16 protein-coding genes and 2 tRNA genes are annotated in these 18586 nt (G+C 55.3%); 9 read left to right on the plus strand and 9 right to left on the minus strand.

Annotated elements, in window-relative coordinates:
* The first annotated feature begins 3 nt into the window (after positions 1-3).
* Together MWC30_RS19130 and MWC30_RS19135 are read left to right on the plus strand one after the other, a co-directional pair.
* Entirely contained in the window at positions 4-1338 is a 1335-nt protein-coding gene (locus MWC30_RS19130; RefSeq protein WP_244085807.1) for a 3-deoxy-D-manno-octulosonic acid transferase, read from the plus strand.
* Positions 1339-1432: 94 nt separating this feature from the next.
* The gene (locus MWC30_RS19135) at positions 1433-1996 is read left to right on the plus strand and encodes an isochorismatase family protein (RefSeq protein WP_244085808.1); all 564 of its coding nucleotides are present in this window, start codon (positions 1433-1435) and stop codon (positions 1994-1996) included.
* Positions 1997-2160: 164 nt separating this feature from the next.
* On the opposite strand, the gene MWC30_RS19140 is transcribed toward MWC30_RS19135, so the two are convergent.
* From MWC30_RS19140 to hcp, 5 genes are all read right to left on the minus strand, one after another.
* Positions 2161-3192, minus strand: coding sequence for a peptidase U32 family protein (locus MWC30_RS19140; protein WP_244085809.1), 1032 nt, complete (start codon positions 3190-3192; stop codon positions 2161-2163).
* Positions 3193-3428: 236 nt separating this feature from the next.
* On the minus strand, positions 3429-4367 hold the full coding sequence (locus tag MWC30_RS19145; protein ID WP_244085810.1) for an N-acetylmuramoyl-L-alanine amidase: 939 nt from the start codon (positions 4365-4367) through the stop codon (positions 3429-3431).
* Positions 4368-4619: 252 nt separating this feature from the next.
* A complete protein-coding gene (locus tag MWC30_RS19150) occupies positions 4620-5369 on the minus strand; it encodes an ATP-binding protein (RefSeq protein ID WP_244085811.1) in 750 nt (249 codons plus the stop codon).
* A 31-nt stretch (positions 5370-5400) separates the two neighbouring features.
* Positions 5401-6129 (minus strand): HD domain-containing protein, encoded by a 729-nt coding sequence (locus tag MWC30_RS19155; protein ID WP_244085812.1) that lies wholly within the window; start codon positions 6127-6129, stop codon positions 5401-5403.
* Between the two features lie 131 nt (positions 6130-6260).
* Positions 6261-7889: a hydroxylamine reductase gene (hcp, locus tag MWC30_RS19160; RefSeq protein ID WP_244085813.1), complete on the minus strand. Its 1629-nt coding sequence runs from the start codon at positions 7887-7889 to the stop codon at positions 6261-6263.
* Positions 7890-8214: 325 nt separating this feature from the next.
* Between hcp and MWC30_RS19165 the strand changes: the two genes are divergently transcribed.
* Positions 8215-8901: a Crp/Fnr family transcriptional regulator gene (locus tag MWC30_RS19165; protein WP_244085814.1), complete on the plus strand. Its 687-nt coding sequence runs from the start codon at positions 8215-8217 to the stop codon at positions 8899-8901.
* 20 nt (positions 8902-8921) lie between these two features.
* Here MWC30_RS19165 and MWC30_RS19170 read toward each other — a convergent pair whose 3' ends face one another.
* Entirely contained in the window at positions 8922-9497 is a 576-nt protein-coding gene (locus MWC30_RS19170) for a flavin reductase family protein (protein ID WP_244085815.1), read from the minus strand.
* A 421-nt stretch (positions 9498-9918) separates the two neighbouring features.
* On the opposite strand from MWC30_RS19170, the gene MWC30_RS19175 reads away from it, so the two are divergent.
* A tRNA-Lys gene (locus MWC30_RS19175) sits at positions 9919-9994 on the plus strand.
* Between the two features lie 55 nt (positions 9995-10049).
* Positions 10050-10127, plus strand: a tRNA-Glu gene (locus tag MWC30_RS19180).
* A 379-nt stretch (positions 10128-10506) separates the two neighbouring features.
* On the opposite strand, the gene MWC30_RS19185 is transcribed toward MWC30_RS19180, so the two are convergent.
* From MWC30_RS19185 to MWC30_RS19195, 3 genes are all read right to left on the minus strand, one after another.
* Positions 10507-10779 (minus strand): glycine zipper family protein, encoded by a 273-nt coding sequence (locus tag MWC30_RS19185; RefSeq protein WP_244085816.1) that lies wholly within the window; start codon positions 10777-10779, stop codon positions 10507-10509.
* A 25-nt stretch (positions 10780-10804) separates the two neighbouring features.
* Positions 10805-11188 carry a Rap1a/Tai family immunity protein gene (locus MWC30_RS19190; RefSeq protein ID WP_244085817.1) on the minus strand — a complete coding sequence of 128 codons (384 nt, stop codon included), beginning with the start codon at positions 11186-11188 and terminating at the stop codon, positions 10805-10807.
* A gap of 197 nt (positions 11189-11385) precedes the next feature.
* On the minus strand, positions 11386-12696 hold the full coding sequence (locus tag MWC30_RS19195; protein WP_244085818.1) for an MFS transporter: 1311 nt from the start codon (positions 12694-12696) through the stop codon (positions 11386-11388).
* A 213-nt stretch (positions 12697-12909) separates the two neighbouring features.
* Here MWC30_RS19195 and MWC30_RS19200 point away from each other — a divergent pair, with 213 nt between their 5' ends.
* From MWC30_RS19200 to MWC30_RS19215, 4 genes are all read left to right on the plus strand, one after another.
* On the plus strand, positions 12910-14118 hold the full coding sequence (locus tag MWC30_RS19200; protein ID WP_244085819.1) for a methionine adenosyltransferase: 1209 nt from the start codon (positions 12910-12912) through the stop codon (positions 14116-14118).
* Positions 14119-14354: 236 nt separating this feature from the next.
* Positions 14355-16292, plus strand: coding sequence for a 1,4-alpha-glucan branching protein GlgB (glgB, locus tag MWC30_RS19205; RefSeq protein ID WP_368860894.1), 1938 nt, complete (start codon positions 14355-14357; stop codon positions 16290-16292).
* 163 nt (positions 16293-16455) lie between these two features.
* Positions 16456-17955: a 4-alpha-glucanotransferase gene (malQ, locus tag MWC30_RS19210; protein ID WP_244085821.1), complete on the plus strand. Its 1500-nt coding sequence runs from the start codon at positions 16456-16458 to the stop codon at positions 17953-17955.
* Positions 17956-18005: 50 nt separating this feature from the next.
* The gene (locus MWC30_RS19215; RefSeq protein ID WP_244085822.1) at positions 18006-18461 is read left to right on the plus strand and encodes a hypothetical protein; all 456 of its coding nucleotides are present in this window, start codon (positions 18006-18008) and stop codon (positions 18459-18461) included.
* Positions 18462-18586 lie beyond the last annotated feature (125 nt).

Below are 18586 nucleotides of genomic sequence, written 5' to 3' on the forward strand. Positions count from 1 at the left end.
CTGATGCCGCCTGCCGTCTCCCTCCCCTCACCGGAATCTCCCCTCAGAAAGCATTTCTGGTATTATGCCTACAACTTCTGCTGGATACTCTGTTGGCCCCTCCTGGCCTTATACTACAACCTGAGAGCCCGAACAGACGGCAAGTATCGCGCTATCCTTCGCTTCCGCCTGGGACTGGACACACCGACTTTTTCCTCAACCCCGCCAAGGGTGTGGTTTCATGCCCTTTCGGTAGGAGAGACCCTGTCCGTCGTGCCCCTGGTGGAAGCCCTCCAGGAAGAAAGACCCGATCTTCACATCGTTTTTTCCACTGCGACGGAGACGGGGCTGAAGATGGCACGCACACGCCTGGGATCTACCGTGGAGGATTTCTTCACCCTGCCCCACGATTTCCCATGGAGCATGAGGACCCTGGTGGACCGGGTCCAGCCCGGCCTTTTTGTCCTGGTGGAAACAGACCTGTGGCCCAATTGCGTCGATGCCCTGAAGCATCGCGGCGTGCCGGCCGTTCTCGTGAACGGACGCATTTCCCCCGGATCCTTCGCTCGCCTCAGGCGGCTGTCTCCCGTGCTGAGTCCGCTCTACCAATCGCTGGACATGGTATTTGTCCAATCCTCACAAGACAGGGAGCGGTATCGAGCCCTGGGGGTCTGCCAGGAATGCATTCAGGCCCTGGGAAATCTCAAGTTTGATTCCATTTTGAAAAATCCTCCTGCGTCGGAGCTTTCCCGCCTGAGGGAGAGCTCGGGGATCAGCGGCGACCGGCTTGTGTGGATTGGGGGCAGCACCCACGAAGGGGAGGAAGAGGCACTCCTGGAGATCCACACACACCTGCGCGAGCGCCACCGGGACTTGCTCCTGGTTCTGGCTCCCCGCCGCATCGAACGCGCTTCCCAATTGGTGGAATTGTGCCGGAAGCATGGCTGCTCGGTGGGGCGGCGCTCCCTGGGGGAGACCGCGCGGGAGAAGTCCGTTTATTTGCTGGATACCCTGGGAGAACTGAGCCTCTTCTACCATTTGGCGGATGCGGCTGTCATCGGAGGAAGCCTGGTTCCTTTCGGTGGACACAACCCGCTGGAGGCGGTGGCCTGCCTCAAGCCGACATTCTGGGGACCACACCTCTTCAATTTTCGAGAAATTGAAAGCAGCCTCCTCCAGGCGGGCTGTGGACGAAAAGTGGATACACCTTCAGGGCTCCAGACTGCCCTGGCCGCATGCCTGGAGAATGAAGCCATCCAGGCGAAAATGAAGGCTTCGGCCCAGCGCTTCCTGTCTACACACACCGGCTGCAGCCGACAGATCGCCCGCCTGCTGGTGGAGCGATTTTTTTCAGCGTAGTCTGCGCCTGTCAGCGTTTTCAGCGTCCCTCAATGATCTTCGTGCCAATCGTGCCGTGCCGCACCCGCCTCAAAATTTTGTAGGGGAGAGAGAAATGAATCCGCATAGAGAGTTTTTGAATCGAGAAGACTGTATTTTACTGCTGGTGGATATCCAGAAAGTCATGCTGGATCCTTGTGAAGGGAAGGATCGGCTCGTGAAGAATGCGGGAGGCCTGATCGCTGCGGCGGAGCTTTTCAAAATCCCGGTTATTTTTTCTGAGCACAACTCCGAGAAGCTGGGGGCATTCCTGCCCGAACTGACAGGGAAAGTTTCCTCACCGACCATTTTGAACAAGCTCGAGTTCAGTTGTTTTCAAAATGAGGGCCTGGCGCGGGCAATGGCGAGAACGGGGCGCAGGACCCTCCTGCTGGCAGGCCTCGAAACGCATGTCTGTATTTTTCATACGGGGGCTGACGCCTTGCGGTTGGGATACACGGTGCATGTTGCAGTGGATGCCGTTGCGTCGCGAAGCGGACTCAATCGAGAGGTGGGACTGCGGCGCCTGGAACAGGCTGGAGCCGTCATCAGCTCCACGGAAATGATGGTTTATGAGTTGCTGGAGCGCTGCGGGACCGAGGAATTTCGAGCGGCACTTCCCCTGCTGAAGATCCTCTGATTTTCGAGGGTGGAAGGTTGTGCGTCAAAGGCACACGGTAATGGATGCTCCAGGTTTGTAGGAGCGGCTTCCAGCCGCGACCCCATGCCTGTTCGCGGCAGGATGCCGCTCCTACAGAAGACAAGCTTTCAATGCCTGGTCGTAACTCGCAGGAAATCTCGCGCTCAGGCGTAGAGCCCTTTGATGTTGCGGTGCAGTTCGCGGGTTTTTTCCATGCGGACCCGGTCCCTGTCGAGGCAGATGGCCTCCAGTTCCTGCTGGAGGGGGATCATTTGGGATGCATCATGGGGTGTCCCGGCCCTGTGGGCGTCGATCATGGCCCGATAGATGGATATCATCCGGCTGACGAGGCTGACGGCATACTCCCTTCCCTGAACCTTGAGGGTGGTGAGGCCGATGTCCATGTAATCCCACAGCTCCCTCCCATTGATGACGAAAGCCACATTGGGGTGAAGGCGGATGCGTTCGTTGATGGCTTCGATTTCTCCACGTGAACGTCCCCGCTGGCTCAAGACTTTACGTCGCTGTTCGTCCGTCAGCAGGCACAGGCGGAAGCAACTGCCGCTTCTGTCAGGCCATCCCTCGTATTCCACAATTTTGTTTCCGTCCTCGTCGACATGAGTTCGCCGAATATAGGAATCACTGATGAGCTCGTGAAAGGCGCAGTTGCCGACGCCGCCGACGCAGCGATTGCCGTGCACGAGCACCTCCGCTCCCAAGCCCTCGGCGTCTGCGGCCTCCTTGAAGGCCCTGACTTTCTCGACGGTGTTGATTTCGGTGCCGGCGACGATTTGGCTCGCTCCATACGCTTTGTACTGTGCCATTTGGGACCGTGTCTGAATGTTGCAGCCGACGCTGGCGTGAATGAGGAGCTCAGGGAAGTTGTGCTTCACCATCTGCATGACCGCGGGGGTTTTGACGATGACCCCTTCAGCACCCCAGGCGGCGTACCTGGCGATTTTGCCCAGGAGGATCATCTGTCTGTCCTCGGGAATCTCGGCATTGAGGGCGATACGGACCTTTCCCCCGAAGGATCGGGCGATCTCGACGGATTCCTTGATCTGTGAGTCCTCCATCTCCCAGGCGCATTTGCGGCGGCTGAAGCCCTTGGAGCCGACATAAACCGAATCGGCACCCTGGGCAAAAACACCTTCAACCATCTCCAAACTCCCACCAGGCGCCAGAAGTTCATTCACGGGGACCCTCCTCATACGCTCTATCGTCCTTTCTTTCATAGCGGTTTATAGCTCAGTGAACCATATAGGTTTCAAGTATAGACAAAAACCGACTGAAATTCAATTCCAGGTCAAGACCGCAATGGATCTCCTACCGGCTGTCTCAACGTCTTGAGGTTTCAAGGCTTTGTTTGTTGTAGGAGCATCGAATCGAAAGATCTGAAGGACATTGGTCAGAACGAGCCGGCAAAAATCCCTCAAAAAGCGGAAAGACATTGGCGAACGTTCGACCAGGGGAATCGAGCCCCAGGGCACTGGGTGTTGGCGCCGTCCACATCTCTGTGGCCCTTCACGTTGCAGGCGGGTATCTTGTAATACGTGCAAAGCGTTTGGAGGAGGTAAGCCAGGGAATCCAGTTGAGCGGGGGTTGGACAGTCCTGGGTGAAATTGCCCACCAGGGCGATGCCGATCCCACCTTCATTCATACCGTTCGCCTTGCAATGGGCGCCACGCTGCTGCTTGATCCAGCGGGGAGCGACCTCGATTTGACCGTCTCCCTTTCCCAGGCTTCCGTTGTCGATGAGAAAATGATAACCCAGCCCGTTCCAGAAGCCCCGATCCTGATGGTTTCGATCGATGAGTGAGGCCTTGCCGATGTCTGTGGCAGTGTGATGGAGGATGATGTATTTCCACTTCGAACTGGGGTAGAGGGAAATGACATGCCGCATGACTTTGGCACCGGGAATGGTCAGCTTTTGCCCAATGCTGATGGAATCAGAGGGCTTCAGGTGGTTGGCCTGGTAAATGGATTCCTCTGAAACGCCATACATTCTTGAAATGCGCCAGATGGTTTCCAGGGGACCCACCTCATGGACTACCGTTTTACGGGAATCCAGGCTGGTGAGAGGTCTCTCCACCACACACACCCCTGAGGAGCTTTTGGGAACATAGCCGGGTGAAGAGGGGGCAGGCGCCCGGGGCGCTGCAGAGGGAATCCCGGCCGAAGGGGAGGACGGCCTCGATGGGTAGGTGCTCATGGGCGGTTTGCGTGAGTGAGTGGGAGAATAAGAATCTTCGGGAGGCGGGGGAGCATAATAGGTTTTGCCTCCGCAGGCATGCACGGTGAGCACTACGATCACCATGAGCAGCAATCGTGCGAGCTCTCGAATGAATATGGAAAAAGGCAATTTCTGCATGCGATCACTGTAAGTGAGGAGAAAGTTTGATTGATCAGTTCAAGCCAATAATAATGGCCTGCAGGGTTTTTGCAAGGATGAAATTCTGGTGAGTGTTCGGCTGCCGGGGGAGGGGAATGCCCCGTGGATCGGTTGGGAACGGGACGGCGGACAAAAAAGCGCGGGACAGATGCCTTGCCTGGACTCCGTCCCGCACTCTGGCTTTTGAAGGATGCTCGTGAAAGAGGTGGGTGGCGGGGGAGCTTTTCGCCCTCAGGCGACTTTTTGCTCCTTGTGCAGGATTTCCCCCCGCACGCTGATGACAACCTCCTTTATGGGAATTTCCTTACCGGCCGCTTCCATCCCCTTCCGAACGATGGCGGGGAGAGCGGAGCAGCAGGGGACCTCCATTTCGACGACGGTGACGCTTTGGATGTTGGCGACACGGAAGATTTCCGCGAATCTCTTGATGTATTCCTCTGCATTATCGAATTTCGGGCAACCCAGCATGACGGCTTTCCCCTGGAGGAAGTCGCGATGAAAGTTTGGGTAGGCCACAGGAGTACAATCCGCGACAACCAGGAGATCGGCCCCCTGCAGAAATGGGGCAGTGGGGGGCACGAGTCGGACCTGTACCGGCCAGTGGGAAAGGGCCGACGAGGTTTCTTCCTGAAACCTGGGGCGGTTGACGTCCTGGCAGGAGACGTTGAAGGTCTGGATCTGGCTCGACGGACACCCACACGCCAGGGATGGTTTTGCAGCCTGCTGCTGTTTTTCTTTTTGTGCCAGGTAATGCTCCACCGCTTCGGGATCGAAGTCTTCGGCTTCACGTTCAATGATCTTCAGAGCTCCCTGGGGACACTCTCCCAGGCAGGCGCCCAGTCCGTCACAGTAGGAATCCTTGACGATTTTCGCCTTGCCGTCGATGATCTCAATGGCTCCCTCCGCACAGGCAAGCACACATTGTCCGCAACCGTCGCAGCGTTCTTCATTTATCTCTATGATTTTTCTTATGATCTTCATTCTCTAACTCCCCGTGGATATTCTGTGTCCATTATTTCGAGAGGACCTCTCGGGCGATCTTCTTGCCCGTTTCCGTCAGGAAACTTTTCTCGATCACCTGGGTCAGGCGCTCAGGGGCCATGGGCGCTTCGTTGTGGCTTTCCAGGAGGTTGACAATGAGGTCCGCATCGTAAAGGCATTTGAAATTGGTCGTTTCCGTGTCCCTGGGATGATGGTGATGTCCCACGATGTCGCATACCTCTTCCGTCAAATCTTCCCGTGCCTCCAAACGCGTCAGAATGTCGCGGGCGATGGGAGGGCCCTCTTCTTCCTGGTAGCGTGCGGCGGTGCTGTTGTATTTGCGCTCGGCTTCCTTGATGCCGATGTCATGCAGGTAAGCTGCGGTGAGCACCACGGCGGGCTCACCCTGCTCTTCCTTCACAATGCGCTCGGCATATTGAGCCACCTTGCCGGCGTGGCCGATACGCTTGAAGTCCTGCTTGAAATAACGTTTCATCTCCAATGCCACGCGATCTTTGAGGAGATTCTCCCGCTGGGCGAGCAGTTCGGGGGGCAGGTTCCCGAGGCATTGGGCTGCAAATTTACAGTAGGAAGCACATCCGAAATCCATTTTTGGGTTCGCGAATTTGTGTCCGCAGTTTCTGCACTTGCGGGTGGCTTCGTCTTTGAAAAATTCCACTGCGTGGCCACACTGGGGGCATTCCGCCTCAAAAATGGCTCCCGGTTCCCAGTAACGGCTATCTTGTCCAGGACATTTCATCTCTTTTTCTCCTCATCACCGCCCAGTTTCTGCCGGCTTACGCTGTCTGCGTCCGGGTGGGGCCCGCAGGCCCCACCCGTCATACTTTCAATTCAATGTCACATGTTCATGCTGTCCCCACTCATACGGAATCAGCCCAGAATGGTCTTGAGATCCTGGTCCACCGTGGAGATGGGTTTGATGTCGAAATTCTTCACCAGGACATCCAGCACGTTGGGGGTTACGAATGCGGGGAGAGACGGCCCCAGGCGAATATCCTTGATCCCCAGGTAGAGCAGTGTCAACAGGATGGCCACGGCCTTTTGTTCATACCAGGAAAGGATCATGGAAAGGGGCAGTTCATTCACTCCCACGTTGAAGGCCTTGGAGAGAGCCACGGCCACCTGGATGGCGGAGTAGGCATCGTTGCACTGTCCGACATCCAGAAGGCGGGGCAGACCGCCGATGGTGCCGAGGTCCTTATCGAAGAAACGGAACTTCCCGCAGGCCAGAGTCAAAACCACACAGTCCTTGGGGATTTTTTCCACAAATTCCGTGTAGTAGTTGCGGCCCGGCTTGGCGCCGTCGCAGCCGGCCACCAGGAAGAAGTGCCGGATGTCCTTGTTCTTGACGGCTTCGATGACCTTGTCCGCCACACCCAGGATAGTGTTTCGACCGAATCCTACCATGACTTCCTTGCCGGGGGCATCCTCCTGGAAACCGGGAAGCGCCAGGGCGCGGTCGATGACGGGCGAAAAATCCTTGTAGGTGACATGGGGAACCCCCGGCCATTCCACCAGTCCGGTGGTGAAGATGTTGGGCATGTAGGATTCCTGCGGCTTTTGAATGCAGTTGGTGGTCATGAGGATCGCCCCGGGGAACTGAGCGAACTCTTTCTGCTGGTTCTGCCACGCCGTTCCGTAATGTCCATAAAAATGGGGATACTTCTTCAATTCCGGATAGCCGTGGGTGGGAAGCATTTCACCGTGCGTATAGATGAAGATCCCTTTGCCCTCGGTCTGCTTCAGCAGCTCCGCCAGATCTTTCAGATCATGGCCGGAGACGAGGATCGCTTTGCCTTTCTTGTGGCCCAGGGGGACCTTGGTGGGCACCGGGTGGCCGTAGGTACCGGTATTGCCGAAATCCAGGAGCTCCATGGTCCTCAGGTTCACTTCACCGCACTTGAGCACGAGGCCGATCCAGTCATTGAGGCCCAGGTCCTTGTTCAAAGGGGCTGCGAGCCCTTCCTGCAGGAAAGCGTAGACCGTATTGTCCTCCTGCCCGAGGATCTGTGCGTGATCGGCATAGGCTGCAACGCCCTTCAAGCCGAAAAGCAAAATGTGCTGCAGGGAGAGGATATCGGCGTCAATGGTGGGGTCCGATTTGAGGCCGACCTTCTCAGCCTGAGCCAGGAGTCCCTCCATGTTCGCGGCCGGCTGAAAAACCGCAGCGTCCTGGGGGAAGTCACCTTTGCCGCCGGCGGCCTTCACCTTGCCCTTCAGGGCATCCCGCTTCTGAACGGTGCGTCCGATCAGTTTGACGAGGCTCTCGCCGTCGAAGTTGACGTTCGTCAGGGTGGAGAAAAGGGCTTCGCAGGTGAATACGTCGGCTTCATGGTCTTCCACGCCCACTTTGCGGCCTTCTACCGCAACGAGGGAAAGGCCTCTCAGAGCGTAAACCAGAAGGTCCTGCAGAGCCGCTACTTCGGGTTGCTTGCCACATACGCCGATCTTGGTGCATCCTTCGCCCTTTGCCGCCTGCTCACATTGATAACAAAACATGGTATTGTTCCTCTCTATTTGTCATTAGTTAAGTGAAAATTTTAATCACCCTTTGAACGTTCGCTTTACTCTTGAGCGTATTCTAGGGGGGCTTTCTCAAAAGGACCTTGATTCAAGTCAAGGAATCCCATTTTTTCCACGGGAGGCCTCGATTTGCCTGATGTAGCCGTATTTTCTTGCACAAAGTTCATTGAGGCATTCCCGAAATTATTATAACCTTTTGTTGTTCCGCCTTCGTGTGGGTAAACATAAGCCATCCGGGTTTTCCGGGCTTTGACTTGAGTCAATGGGATGCGAAATTTTTGACCGAGAAGGAGAGGTGTACATGGAGCTGGTAAAACACGTAGCTGAAATCCCCCTTTTCCAGGGACTGCCGGACGTACAGCTCCGTGCCTTGGTCGATATTTGTGTGGATCAGGAATGCAAAAAGGGGAAAATGCTCTTTTCGGAGGGATCGGAGGCCACCGGGTTTTATGTCATCCTTTCGGGAAAGGTGAAGATCTTCAAGCTGTCATTGGAGGGCAAAGAACAGATCCTCCATATTTTCGGAAAGGGAGATTTCTTTGGAGAAGTACCCGTCTTTGCGGGGGGCAAGTACCCGGCCCATGCGGTGACGCTGGAAGCTTCGCGACTCCTTTTTTTCCCGAGGCAGGCTTTCATGGAACTGCTGCGGAAGGAACCCTCCCTGGCGACCAACATGCTGGCCATCCTTGCCCACCGGTTGCGGCGTTTCACGCACCTCATCGAAGATCTGTCCCTCAAGGAAGTTCCCGGAAGGCTGGCGGCGTACCTCCTGTATTTGAGCGACCGGAATAAATCCTCGGACAACTTCGACCTGGACATCACCAAAGGGCAGCTGGCAAGCCTCCTGGGGACCATCCCGGAAACCCTGTCCCGCATTTTCGCCAAAATGAGCCAGCAGGAGTACATCCAGGTGGAAGGGCGCAGGATCCACCTGCTGGATCGGAGCGCCCTGGAAGGTCTTGCGGTGGGAGAAAAATTCGAGGGCTGAAGAGGCATTCCAGCAGTCCGTCAGGTTTTCTTGATTTCCATCCCTGCGCTGAAGGCTGCCGCCAGTTCCTTCCCGAGGTTATGATAGGTCTTTTTCGAGCCGGGGCAGAAGACGATGGGATCGATCTTTTGGACATCCGGCTGGCCGTCGGTGAGACACGCTTCCGAGGCATGGACCTCTTCGATCTGGCCGATGAGGAAGGCATGGCTTCCAAGGTTGAGGATGTGGACGACTTTGCATTCCAGGTTCAAAGGGCACTGCTGGATGAGAGGAGCGTCTTTGAGCTTCCCGTAAAAGACCTGGAACTTGCACTGGGTCGTCTTGTCTTCCTTGGTGCCGGAAACGATGCCGCAGTAATCTGTTTCTTTGACCAGGTCGGCAGAGGGAACATTGATGGAAAATGTGCCGCATTCCTTGATTCCCTTGAGGGTGTAGCGGTGGTGCTGCAGGGCGACGCTCACCATGGGGGGATTGCTGTTGGCGATGCCGCTCCAGGCCGCCGTCATGAAATTGGGCCTTCCGTCGACGTTGGAGCCGATCAGAAAGGCAGGCAGGGGGTAGAGCAGAGTCTGTGGACCGAGTGCAACTTTTTTCATGTGGAAATCCTCCTTTGCTATACTCGTTTTGGTTAAGAAGTTACATTTTCAGGTCGCTCCATGCTCTTTGTAGGAGCGGCTTCCAGCCGCGACCGACTCACGTCGCGGCTGGAAGCCGCTCCTACAAAAACGAGGCTTTTCATCCTCAATAGGTATAAATGGAAAAAGCCGTGCTGAATGCCTCATTCCGACGCTGGGCCTTGAAAGGTGCGTCAGTCGTACCGAAGGGCGGAGGAAATCCTCTCCTCAGGTGCAGGTTAAGCTATTGTATGATTGAAATGAAGTCAAGGAGGCTGCTGAGTGGGCATGTCGCGCTTCGAGGGCGTGAATCTCCCAGCTTCCAAAAGTGAAGATTTACTCCTTGACACTCCCAGGGGACCATGCTAAAAGCGAGCTTCTGTTTGGGTGGTGATCACATTTTGGGCCGTTAACTCAGCAGGTAGAGTATCTGCCTTTTAAGCAGAGAGTCGCCGGTTCGAATCCAGCACGGCCCACCAAACAAAAGACTTGACAAGTGGGGAAGCTTTCGATAAAAGCATCCTCACTTTTGAGGTCCCCATCGTCTAGCCCGGTCCAGGACACCGGCCTTTCACGCCGGCAACACCGGTTCAAATCCGGTTGGGGACGCCAAATACAGCAAGGGTTTGCGGAAGTGTCACGCAGACCCTTTTTCTTTTGGGTGGGAATTTATTTTTGACGCATCCGAACTGAGCAACTCAACCGTCCCTCTCAGATCCTCCGAAAGCCTCTTCACGTAGCGTTCCGTTGTGCTCAAGGCACCGTGGCGCAGTATCCCCTGGATCAACTTCATGGGCACTCCCCGGCTTTGGATTTTCCCAGCCGTGTGGGAAAACATTGGAGACCAGTGTCTGGTTGTGAGAATCTTCCGGCAGTATCTTGGGGCGGGTGTCTGTTTTCATGATTGGCGGTCTTCCAGGAATAAATTCCCCCTTCTTCCGAAGGGGGAATTTTTATCGTACGAGCCAAAGGAGAAATTTCATTCGAGGAGCTACTTGCTGCGCTTGCCCTGCTGGTAGCCCTGCTGATAGGCATTCTCTTCGGCTTCTTTATGCTTTCCATACAGGTAGCCGCCCGTGAGCCCTGCAGCACCGCCGATGACGGCCCCCATGCCCGCATCCCCCGCGATGGCTCCAATTACGGCCCCACCTGCGGCACCCATCGCTCCTCCACTCAGAGTCCTCTGCTGGGTGTCGGACATTCCTGCGCATCCGCCGAGGGCGAGGGTGAGCACCAATACACATGTCATCACGATCTTCATCATGGCTTACTCCTTTCTATGCGCAGAATCAGGGTTTGCAGGGCCATTTTTCCATCAGGAAACGAAATTCACTGTCCACAGCAGGTTCTCCCATGTATTGGGGATTCGCCTTGGCCCATTCCAGGAACATGGCTATGGTCTGATTTCGTGTCGGCTCGGGATCTGGGGGGCATAAGAGCTGTTTCCCTTCGGGCCCTGCATTTTCTGCCGTATGGTAGTGGAAGGCTCCCACCAGGTAGCCGTGGCAAAAGTGGATGGCTTCTTTCTGCCGGGGATCGCCGGCTGAAGCCGTACACAGGTTGATGAGATTTTGAGTGGTCGCCACTTTGAAGTCCTCGTCCGTTACGGCGCCGGCGAGGCTGGGCATCAAGAGGACCACCGCGAGGAGTAAACTGGCCAGCTTTCGGTTCATGATCATCTTCCTCCTTTTTTGAGAGAGCACACCGATTGGAAGGCCCCATGCCTGTTGCAACCAGTGTGTCCGGTCATCCATCGAAAGAGACGTTTTGCCGTTGGGTCGGGCAACGCACTCGCTTCACTTTTTGCTGGAAAAGTGCATCGGATCAAAGATGGGAATCGATTCCATCGTATTGCAACACTGCTGAAATGTTAAGGATGTCCGGTGCAACTGTCAAAGGATCTACGTTCCAGTTGCTCCGCGAGGCGACGGCCTTCGTCCTCGTTGACGAACGCGAGGAGTGCCCCGCCGCACAGGAAAAGGATGCTGATGGAAAGAATGGAATAGCGGGCATTTCCCGTCAGTACCCCCACCCATCCCATGAGGAGGGGACCAATGACGGCGGCAAATTTGCCCAGAAGATTGTAAAAGCCGAAGAACTCGGCAGACTGGTTTTTGGGAATGATACGTGTGTAAAAGGAGCGACTCAAAGATTGGACTCCTCCCTGGACCAGACCGATGACGGCTGCAATCAGGTAAAATTCCCATGCTTCCTGCATGAAAAATCCCCAGAGGGTCACTCCGAGGTAGACGGTGATCCCCATAAAAATTCCCGTTTTGGCGCCCAGTTTTTCTCCGATCCAGCCGAATGCCATGGCTGCGGGGAATCCCACGAACTGTGTGATGAGAAGAGCCGTGATGAGGTCCTTGGAGGCAAAGCCCAGGGACATGCCATAGTCCACTGCCATGCGGACAATGGTGTCCAGACCGTCGATATAAAGCCAGTAGCCCAGGAGAAACAGGCATACGACACGCAGTCGGCGCACCTTTTTGAAAGTCGTTTTCAGCTGCTGAAAACCGGCCGACACTGGATTTCGCCGGGGGCCGGGGGTGTTGTTTTTCGGCTCCGGGACGAAAACCAGCAGGGGAATGGAGAAGATGGCCCACCAAACGGCCACGGAGATGAAAGAGAGACGCACCGCCTCGCTCGCATCGTTCAACCCAAAGGTCCGAGGGGTGAGGGTCATGGTGATGTTGAGAGCGAACAGCAGCCCTCCGCCAAGATATCCCAAGGCAAAGCCAAGGGCCGAGACGGAATCCATCTGCTCCTTCGGAGCGACATTGACGATCAGGGCGTCATAAAAGATATTTCCACCCGAGAAGCCGATTGTGGCAAATATGTACAAGGCAATGGCCGCTTCCCAGTTTCCCCTGGCCACGAAGGGGAGGGCGCCGGTCATGACAATGCCCATGGCGGCGAAGTAGAGCAGGAATTTCTTGCGGACACTGCCTTGGTCGGCGATTGCTCCCAGAATGGGAGCCAGGAAAGCGACGATGATGCTTGCGGTTGAATTGGCTGCACCCAACTGGAAGGTGCTGACTGTCGCGGCGGTCCCTGCGCTCCAGTACTGTTTGAAGAAAAGAGGGAAAAAACCCGCCATGACTGTTGTGGCGAAGGCGGAGTTGGCCCAGTCGTAGAATGCCCACGAAAAGATCCGTTTTCTGTCCGAAATGGTTTCCATGCATGCCTTTCTCTTTCTGTCGCCGCCACTCTATCATTTTTCTTGCCGGGATGTGGACTTAAAATTGACAGAGGGTGTGGGAAAGGTGTAAATATCTTGTAGTATTCTTAGATACTTGACTTATTCCATCCCCGAGGGGCCTGCCGGGGCTCCTCACGCAAGAGTGCTGATCTAAAGACAGAGGGAATCGAGCCTGCAAAAAGGAGAGACACCATGATCGTGGTCGAGTCTTACAAGGGCTTATCTGCCGGCGAGCAGAGCGTAGAGGTTGTGGAACGAAAAGGGAAAGGCCACCCCGACACCATTTGCGATTCCATCATGGAATCCATATCCATTGCGCTCTCGCAGGAATATTTGAAGGAATGCGGCACCATTTTGCATCACAACATCGACAAGGGAATGCTTGCTGCGGGGAAGACGGCACAGAGGTTTGGAGGGGGCCGGGTGGTCCATCCCATGACTTTGATCATTGGAGACCGTGCGACTTTTAAGGCAGGGGGCAAGGCCATTCCCGTCAAAGATATCGCTGTGGACGCCGCCAAGCAGTGGATCGGGAAAAACCTGCGCTTTGTGGATCCAGAAAAGCACCTCAAATATAAGGTGCTGCTGGCTGAAGGGTCGGAAGAGCTCACGGATATCTTTTCCCGGCCGGGGGAAATTAAAGGAGCCAATGACACTTCGGCGGCAGTGGGTTTTTATCCGCTTTCCCGCCTGGAATGGGTTGTTATGAGGCTGGAAAACTATCTCAATTCCGAAGACTTTAAAAGCGAATTTGCTGAAACCGGGGAAGATGTCAAGGTCATGGGACTGAGAAGGGGGAAAGGGCTGCAGCTGACCGTGGCAATGCCTCTCATAGCGCGGTACGTTCTTTCCGAAGGGGCTTATTTCCAGAGAAAAGCCAGAATTTACAAGGAGATGCAATCGTTTCTGGAAAATTGCGACGATCTGAGATTGAAGGATTATGCCCTCTATTACAACCACTTGGATCAGGAAGGGAGAGGCCTCGGCGGTGTTTATCTGAGCGAGCTGGGGACTTCAGCGGAGGATGCCGATTCCGGCCAGGTGGGGCGCGGCAACCGGGTGAACGGACTCATTTCCCTGACGCGTCCCTTGGGAACGGAGGCGGCAGCCGGCAAAAATCCTGTCTCTCACGTGGGGAAAATATACAATGTACTCGCCCACAAAATGGCCCGGGAGATCTACGAGTCCGTGGAAGGCATCAAGGAGGTGCATACACTGTTGTTGAGCCGTATCGGCATGCCCATCAACCGGCCCGTCATCGCCACCGCCCACTTGAAGCTGAAGCCGGGCAGGAAGTTCCGGGAAATCGCCTCCGCCGTTCGTGATGTCATTGCAGGGGAGTTGGAGCAGATGGGGACGTTCTGCCTCGATTTGGCCTCAGGGAAATACCCGGTGTGTTGAAATCTCCCGCGGGACGCAGCCAAACGGCAGCGGTCCACTCAAGTCTGCCCCTGAAAGGGTCAGACGGAAAGTAATGTGCAATTTCATACCAAACTTTTTCAGACCTGCTATGATCTTTAAAAGAAAATGCTTCCTGGGGATGTGCGTTAAAAACGAATGAAAGCACGGAGTCTGCGGCTGCCAGCCGAGGGCGCCTGGAAAGACTTCTGTGAATTGCCTGAAAGGGAAGGATCATGATGCCTGAGAACAAGGTTCTCTATAAAGGAAGTCTCCTGACCGAGCACGATATCTACCTGTTCAAGGAAGGGAATCATTTCAAGCTTTTCGAGAAGATGGGAGCCCACCTCGTGAAGGTGGACGGGGCGGAGGGAACGCATTTTGCCTTGTGGGCCCCCAATGCGGAAGCTGTGTCGGTGATAGGCGATTTCAACGGATGGGACAGAGATTCACATTCTCTGCAGGTGCGGAGCGACGGTTCGGGGATCTGGGAGGGGTTCATTCCAGGTCTTGGAAACGGCACGATTTACAAGTATCACATCCGATCCAGGGAAAATGGATATCGGGTGGACAAGGGGGACCCCTTTGCATTCCACTGGGAAACCCCGCCCAAAACGGCCTCCATTGTGTGGGATATTCAGTACGAATGGGGTGACGACGCTTGGATGAAAAAGCGCGCTGCCGCCAATGCCCTCAACGCGCCCCATTCCGTTTATGAAGTGCACCTGGGCTCCTGGAGGCGCGTGCCTGAAGAGGGGGACCGCTCCCTGTCCTACCGGGAAATGGCCGACCACCTGGTGGCCTATGTCAAGGACATGGGGTTTACCCATGTGGAGCTCCTGCCCGTCATGGAACATCCTTTTTATGGATCGTGGGGCTATCAAACGGTGGGCTATTTCGCGCCGACGTCCCGGTATGGGACCCCGCAGGATTTGATGTATCTCATCGATCGGCTCCATCAAAACGACATCGGTGTGGTGCTCGACTGGGTGCCTTCGCATTTTCCCAGCGACGAGCACGGATTGTCCTATTTCGACGGGACTTATCTTTATGAGCATGCCGATCCCAAGAAGGGGTACCACCCGGAATGGAACAGCTATATTTTCAATCATGGCCGCTATGAAGTCCGCTCGTTCCTCATCAGCAGTGCTCTCTTCTGGCTCGATAGATACAGGGCCGACGGCCTCAGAGTGGATGCCGTTGCGTCCATGCTCTACCTGGATTACGCCCGCACCGAGGGAGAATGGCTTCCCAACGCATACGGCGGCAAAGAGAATCTGGATGCCATTTCCTTCATTCGAAGGCTCAATGAAGTGCTTTACGAGCATCATCCCGATGTGCAGACGATCGCTGAAGAATCCACCGCCTGGCCCATGGTTTCCCGTCCGGCGTATCTGGGAGGGCTCGGCTTCGGCATGAAGTGGAACATGGGCTGGATGCACGACACGTTGAGCTACTTTTCCCAGGATCCCGTATTCCGTAAATTCCACCACAATCAGCTGACCTTCAGCATCTGGTATGCGTTCTTCGAAAATTTCATTCTCCCTCTCTCACACGATGAGGTCGTTTATGGGAAGGGGTCTCTTTTACGAAAAATGCCCGGCGACGACTGGCAAAAGTTTGCCAATCTGCGGTTGCTGTTCGGGTACATGTACAGCCATCCAGGAAAGAAGCTCCTTTTCATGGGGGGCGAATTCGGCCAGTGGGATGAATGGTATCACGAGAAAAGCCTCGACTGGAATCTCCTGGATCTGCCGCCTCATGTGGGGATGCAGCGCTGGGTCCAGGATCTCAATCGTGCTTACAGGAATGAGCCGGCGCTGCACGCCTTGGATTTCAGCTACGATGGCTTTGAGTGGATCGACTTTCATGACGCCGATTCCAGCATCATCAGTTTCATTCGAAAGGACAGGGCGTCCGGGGATATCATCCTGGTGGCGGCCAATTTTACTCCCGTACCCCGCACAGTGTACCGGGTAGGGGTGCCCCGCGGCGGCATGTGGCATGAGTTGTTGAACAGTGATGCGGAGGCCTATGGAGGGAGCGGCATGGGAAACCTGGGGGGAGTCGAAGCCTTTTCGCTTCCCTGCCATGGCAGAGATCAATCCGTTACGCTCGTCCTTCCTCCTCTGGGAGTCGTGCTCCTCAAGAGCGAGGGGACGAAGGCTACGCATTAGAAATTGAAAACTCCATTTTTGTAGGAGCGGCATCCTGCCGCGACAGGTTCACCGTCGCGGCAGGATGCCGCTCCTACAAAGAGCATGGAGCCATCAAATGGAAAGTTTTGCACCTCATCGAGTATAGATTTCCTTAGGGTCGGGAACACGCCGAGGATGAAACATGACAACAAGACGGAGCGGAATCTTGCTTCACATTACCTCCCTTCCTTCTGCTTTCGGTATAGGGGATCTGGGCTGCGAGGCCTACACGTTTGCCGATTTTCTGGAGGCGTCGCGGCAGAGCATCTGGCAGGTGCTGCCTCTCAATCCTTCCGCCATGATTTATGGCAACTCCCCTTACAGCAGCTGTTCCGTGTTTGCGGGGAATCCTCTCTTCATCAGTCCGGAGCAGTTGGTGGAGGAAGGATGGCTCCCACCGGATGCTTTGGAGAATCGGCCGGCATTCCGGGAGGATCGAGTGGAGTATCAACCCGCTGCGGAGCACAAGCATCGTCTCTTGCGCGCGGCTTTCGAAAATTTCAGGGACAGTGGACTGGGGAGTCATGAATTCGACCGGTTCTGTATTGAAAACGGGTCCTGGCTGGATAGCTTCGCTCTTTTTACCTCCCTGAAGGAAGAATCCAGGGGAGTGGCCTGGAACGAGTGGCCGCCGGAGTTGAGGGACAGGGAGGAGGGGGCTCTGGCCCATTGGCGGCTGAGGCTGGCCGATCGGATCCTTCAGGAGAAATTTTACCAGTATTTATTTTTCAGGCAGTGGTTTGCACTGAAGAAGTATTGCAATGAGAAGGGAATTCAGATCATCGGGGATATGCCCATCTATACGAGTTATGACAGTGCCGATGTCTGGTCTCATCCCGATTTGTTCAAGCTCGACGGTGAAAAGAAGCCCTGTTTTGTTGCCGGCGTTCCCCCGGACTATTTCAGCGACACGGGCCAGCTTTGGGGCAACCCGGTTTATGACTGGGACCGGCTCAGGGAGACACGCTACGCGTGGTGGGTGAAACGGATCGAGCACAATGCCCGCCTGTTCGATATGATCCGGTTGGATCATTTCAGGGGCTTTGTGCAATACTGGGAAATCCCTCACGGTGAAAAGACGGCCGTCAATGGCCAATGGGTCCCCGTTCCAGTTCGCGACTTCTTCGATACCCTTCTGAGGCGTTTTGCTTTTCTGCCCATTATCGCGGAAGATCTGGGAATCATCACCTCAGATGTGCGGGAAGTCATGGCCGCCTATGACTTCCCCGGGATGAAGCTCCTCCAGTTCGCCTTTGGAGAGGACTTGCCGGTCAATGCCTATGCGCCCCACAATCACACCCCCCACGGCATTGTTTACACCGGTACCCACGACAACAACACCACTCGGGGGTGGTTCAGCAGGGAGCTCGGGGAAAGGGAAAAAGAACGTTTCTTTAATTATATCGGTAAGGTCGTATCGGAGGAGGATGTTCACTGGGAAATGGTGCGTCTTGCCATGCGCTCTGTGGCCCACACGGCCATTATCCCCATGCAGGATGTTCTGGGATTGGGGGAAGCCGCGAGGATGAACCTTCCTTCAGTAACTTACGGAAACTGGGAATGGCGCTTGACTTCCGGGCAGATGACCGAGGATCAGGCCGTGCGTCTCGGGGAGATGAGCGCGCTTTACGGCAGGGCGTGAGAGGCATCCAAAAGCGAGTTGACCCTTGCAGACTTTCGGGATACATAGGTGTGGCGGGAGTGAATTACCTCAAGTATCGTCGCCGAAGGGAAAAGGTCAACATGATCATCAACAAGAATATCCTTGAAAAGACCTGCAAGGATATGATCGAAACTATTTTGTTTTGCCTCAGTGACGCCACGAAAGGCACGATTTATCTGGTCTCCCCCATGCCCGAGCTCCAGGCGGTGCGGGTCACATCGGGAAAGCGCCTGGACGGAAGCGATCAGATCCAGTGGGGGTTGCCCGAAGCATCGGATTATAATTTTCCTGGAAAAACCTGGGAGCAGTACCGGGATCGTCCCGGCCACGTCATGGAGGCCATGGGATGGTGCGTGGAAAGGCAGAAGAGCTGGACAGCCGACGATCCTTATGAAGATGGCCGCAGTGTCAGGAAGCAGCTCAGTGGAGAGATTGAAGATTTTCATCACATGGAGCCGGTGCTGGTTCGAAAGTCGTATCTTTAGGGCGCATTCCCCGTTTTTTACGAACTGTAAGAAGAAGTGGCCTCTCGATGAGCACCACCGTCCAGTTCTTTGCTGGCAAGATCTGGTTCGCTGATACCGTACAATTAGTGCTGGATAACAGGGAG

The sequence above is a fragment of the Desulforhabdus sp. TSK genome (genome assembly GCF_022836495.1).
GTDB lineage: Bacteria > Desulfobacterota > Syntrophobacteria > Syntrophobacterales > Syntrophobacteraceae > Desulforhabdus.

Excerpts from the sequence above, each read along its gene's own strand:
- MWC30_RS19130 (WP_244085807.1), top strand. The coding sequence starts at position 4 with ATGCCGCCTGCCGTCTCCCTCCCCTCACCGGAATCTCCCCTCAGAAAG.
- MWC30_RS19135 (WP_244085808.1), top strand. The coding sequence starts at position 1,433 with ATGAATCCGCATAGAGAGTTTTTGAATCGAGAAGACTGTATTTTACTG.
- MWC30_RS19145 (WP_244085810.1), bottom strand. The coding sequence starts at position 4,367 with ATGCAGAAATTGCCTTTTTCCATATTCATTCGAGAGCTCGCACGATTG.
- MWC30_RS19150 (WP_244085811.1), bottom strand. The coding sequence starts at position 5,369 with ATGAAGATCATAAGAAAAATCATAGAGATAAATGAAGAACGCTGCGAC.
- MWC30_RS19155 (WP_244085812.1), bottom strand. The coding sequence starts at position 6,129 with ATGAAATGTCCTGGACAAGATAGCCGTTACTGGGAACCGGGAGCCATT.
- hcp (WP_244085813.1), bottom strand. The coding sequence starts at position 7,889 with ATGTTTTGTTATCAATGTGAGCAGGCGGCAAAGGGCGAAGGATGCACC.
- MWC30_RS19165 (WP_244085814.1), top strand. The coding sequence starts at position 8,215 with ATGGAGCTGGTAAAACACGTAGCTGAAATCCCCCTTTTCCAGGGACTG.
- MWC30_RS19170 (WP_244085815.1), bottom strand. The coding sequence starts at position 9,497 with ATGAAAAAAGTTGCACTCGGTCCACAGACTCTGCTCTACCCCCTGCCT.
- MWC30_RS19185 (WP_244085816.1), bottom strand. The coding sequence starts at position 10,779 with ATGATGAAGATCGTGATGACATGTGTATTGGTGCTCACCCTCGCCCTC.
- MWC30_RS19190 (WP_244085817.1), bottom strand. The coding sequence starts at position 11,188 with ATGAACCGAAAGCTGGCCAGTTTACTCCTCGCGGTGGTCCTCTTGATG.
- MWC30_RS19195 (WP_244085818.1), bottom strand. The coding sequence starts at position 12,696 with ATGGAAACCATTTCGGACAGAAAACGGATCTTTTCGTGGGCATTCTAC.
- MWC30_RS19200 (WP_244085819.1), top strand. The coding sequence starts at position 12,910 with ATGATCGTGGTCGAGTCTTACAAGGGCTTATCTGCCGGCGAGCAGAGC.
- glgB (WP_368860894.1), top strand. The coding sequence starts at position 14,355 with ATGCCTGAGAACAAGGTTCTCTATAAAGGAAGTCTCCTGACCGAGCAC.
- malQ (WP_244085821.1), top strand. The coding sequence starts at position 16,456 with ATGACAACAAGACGGAGCGGAATCTTGCTTCACATTACCTCCCTTCCT.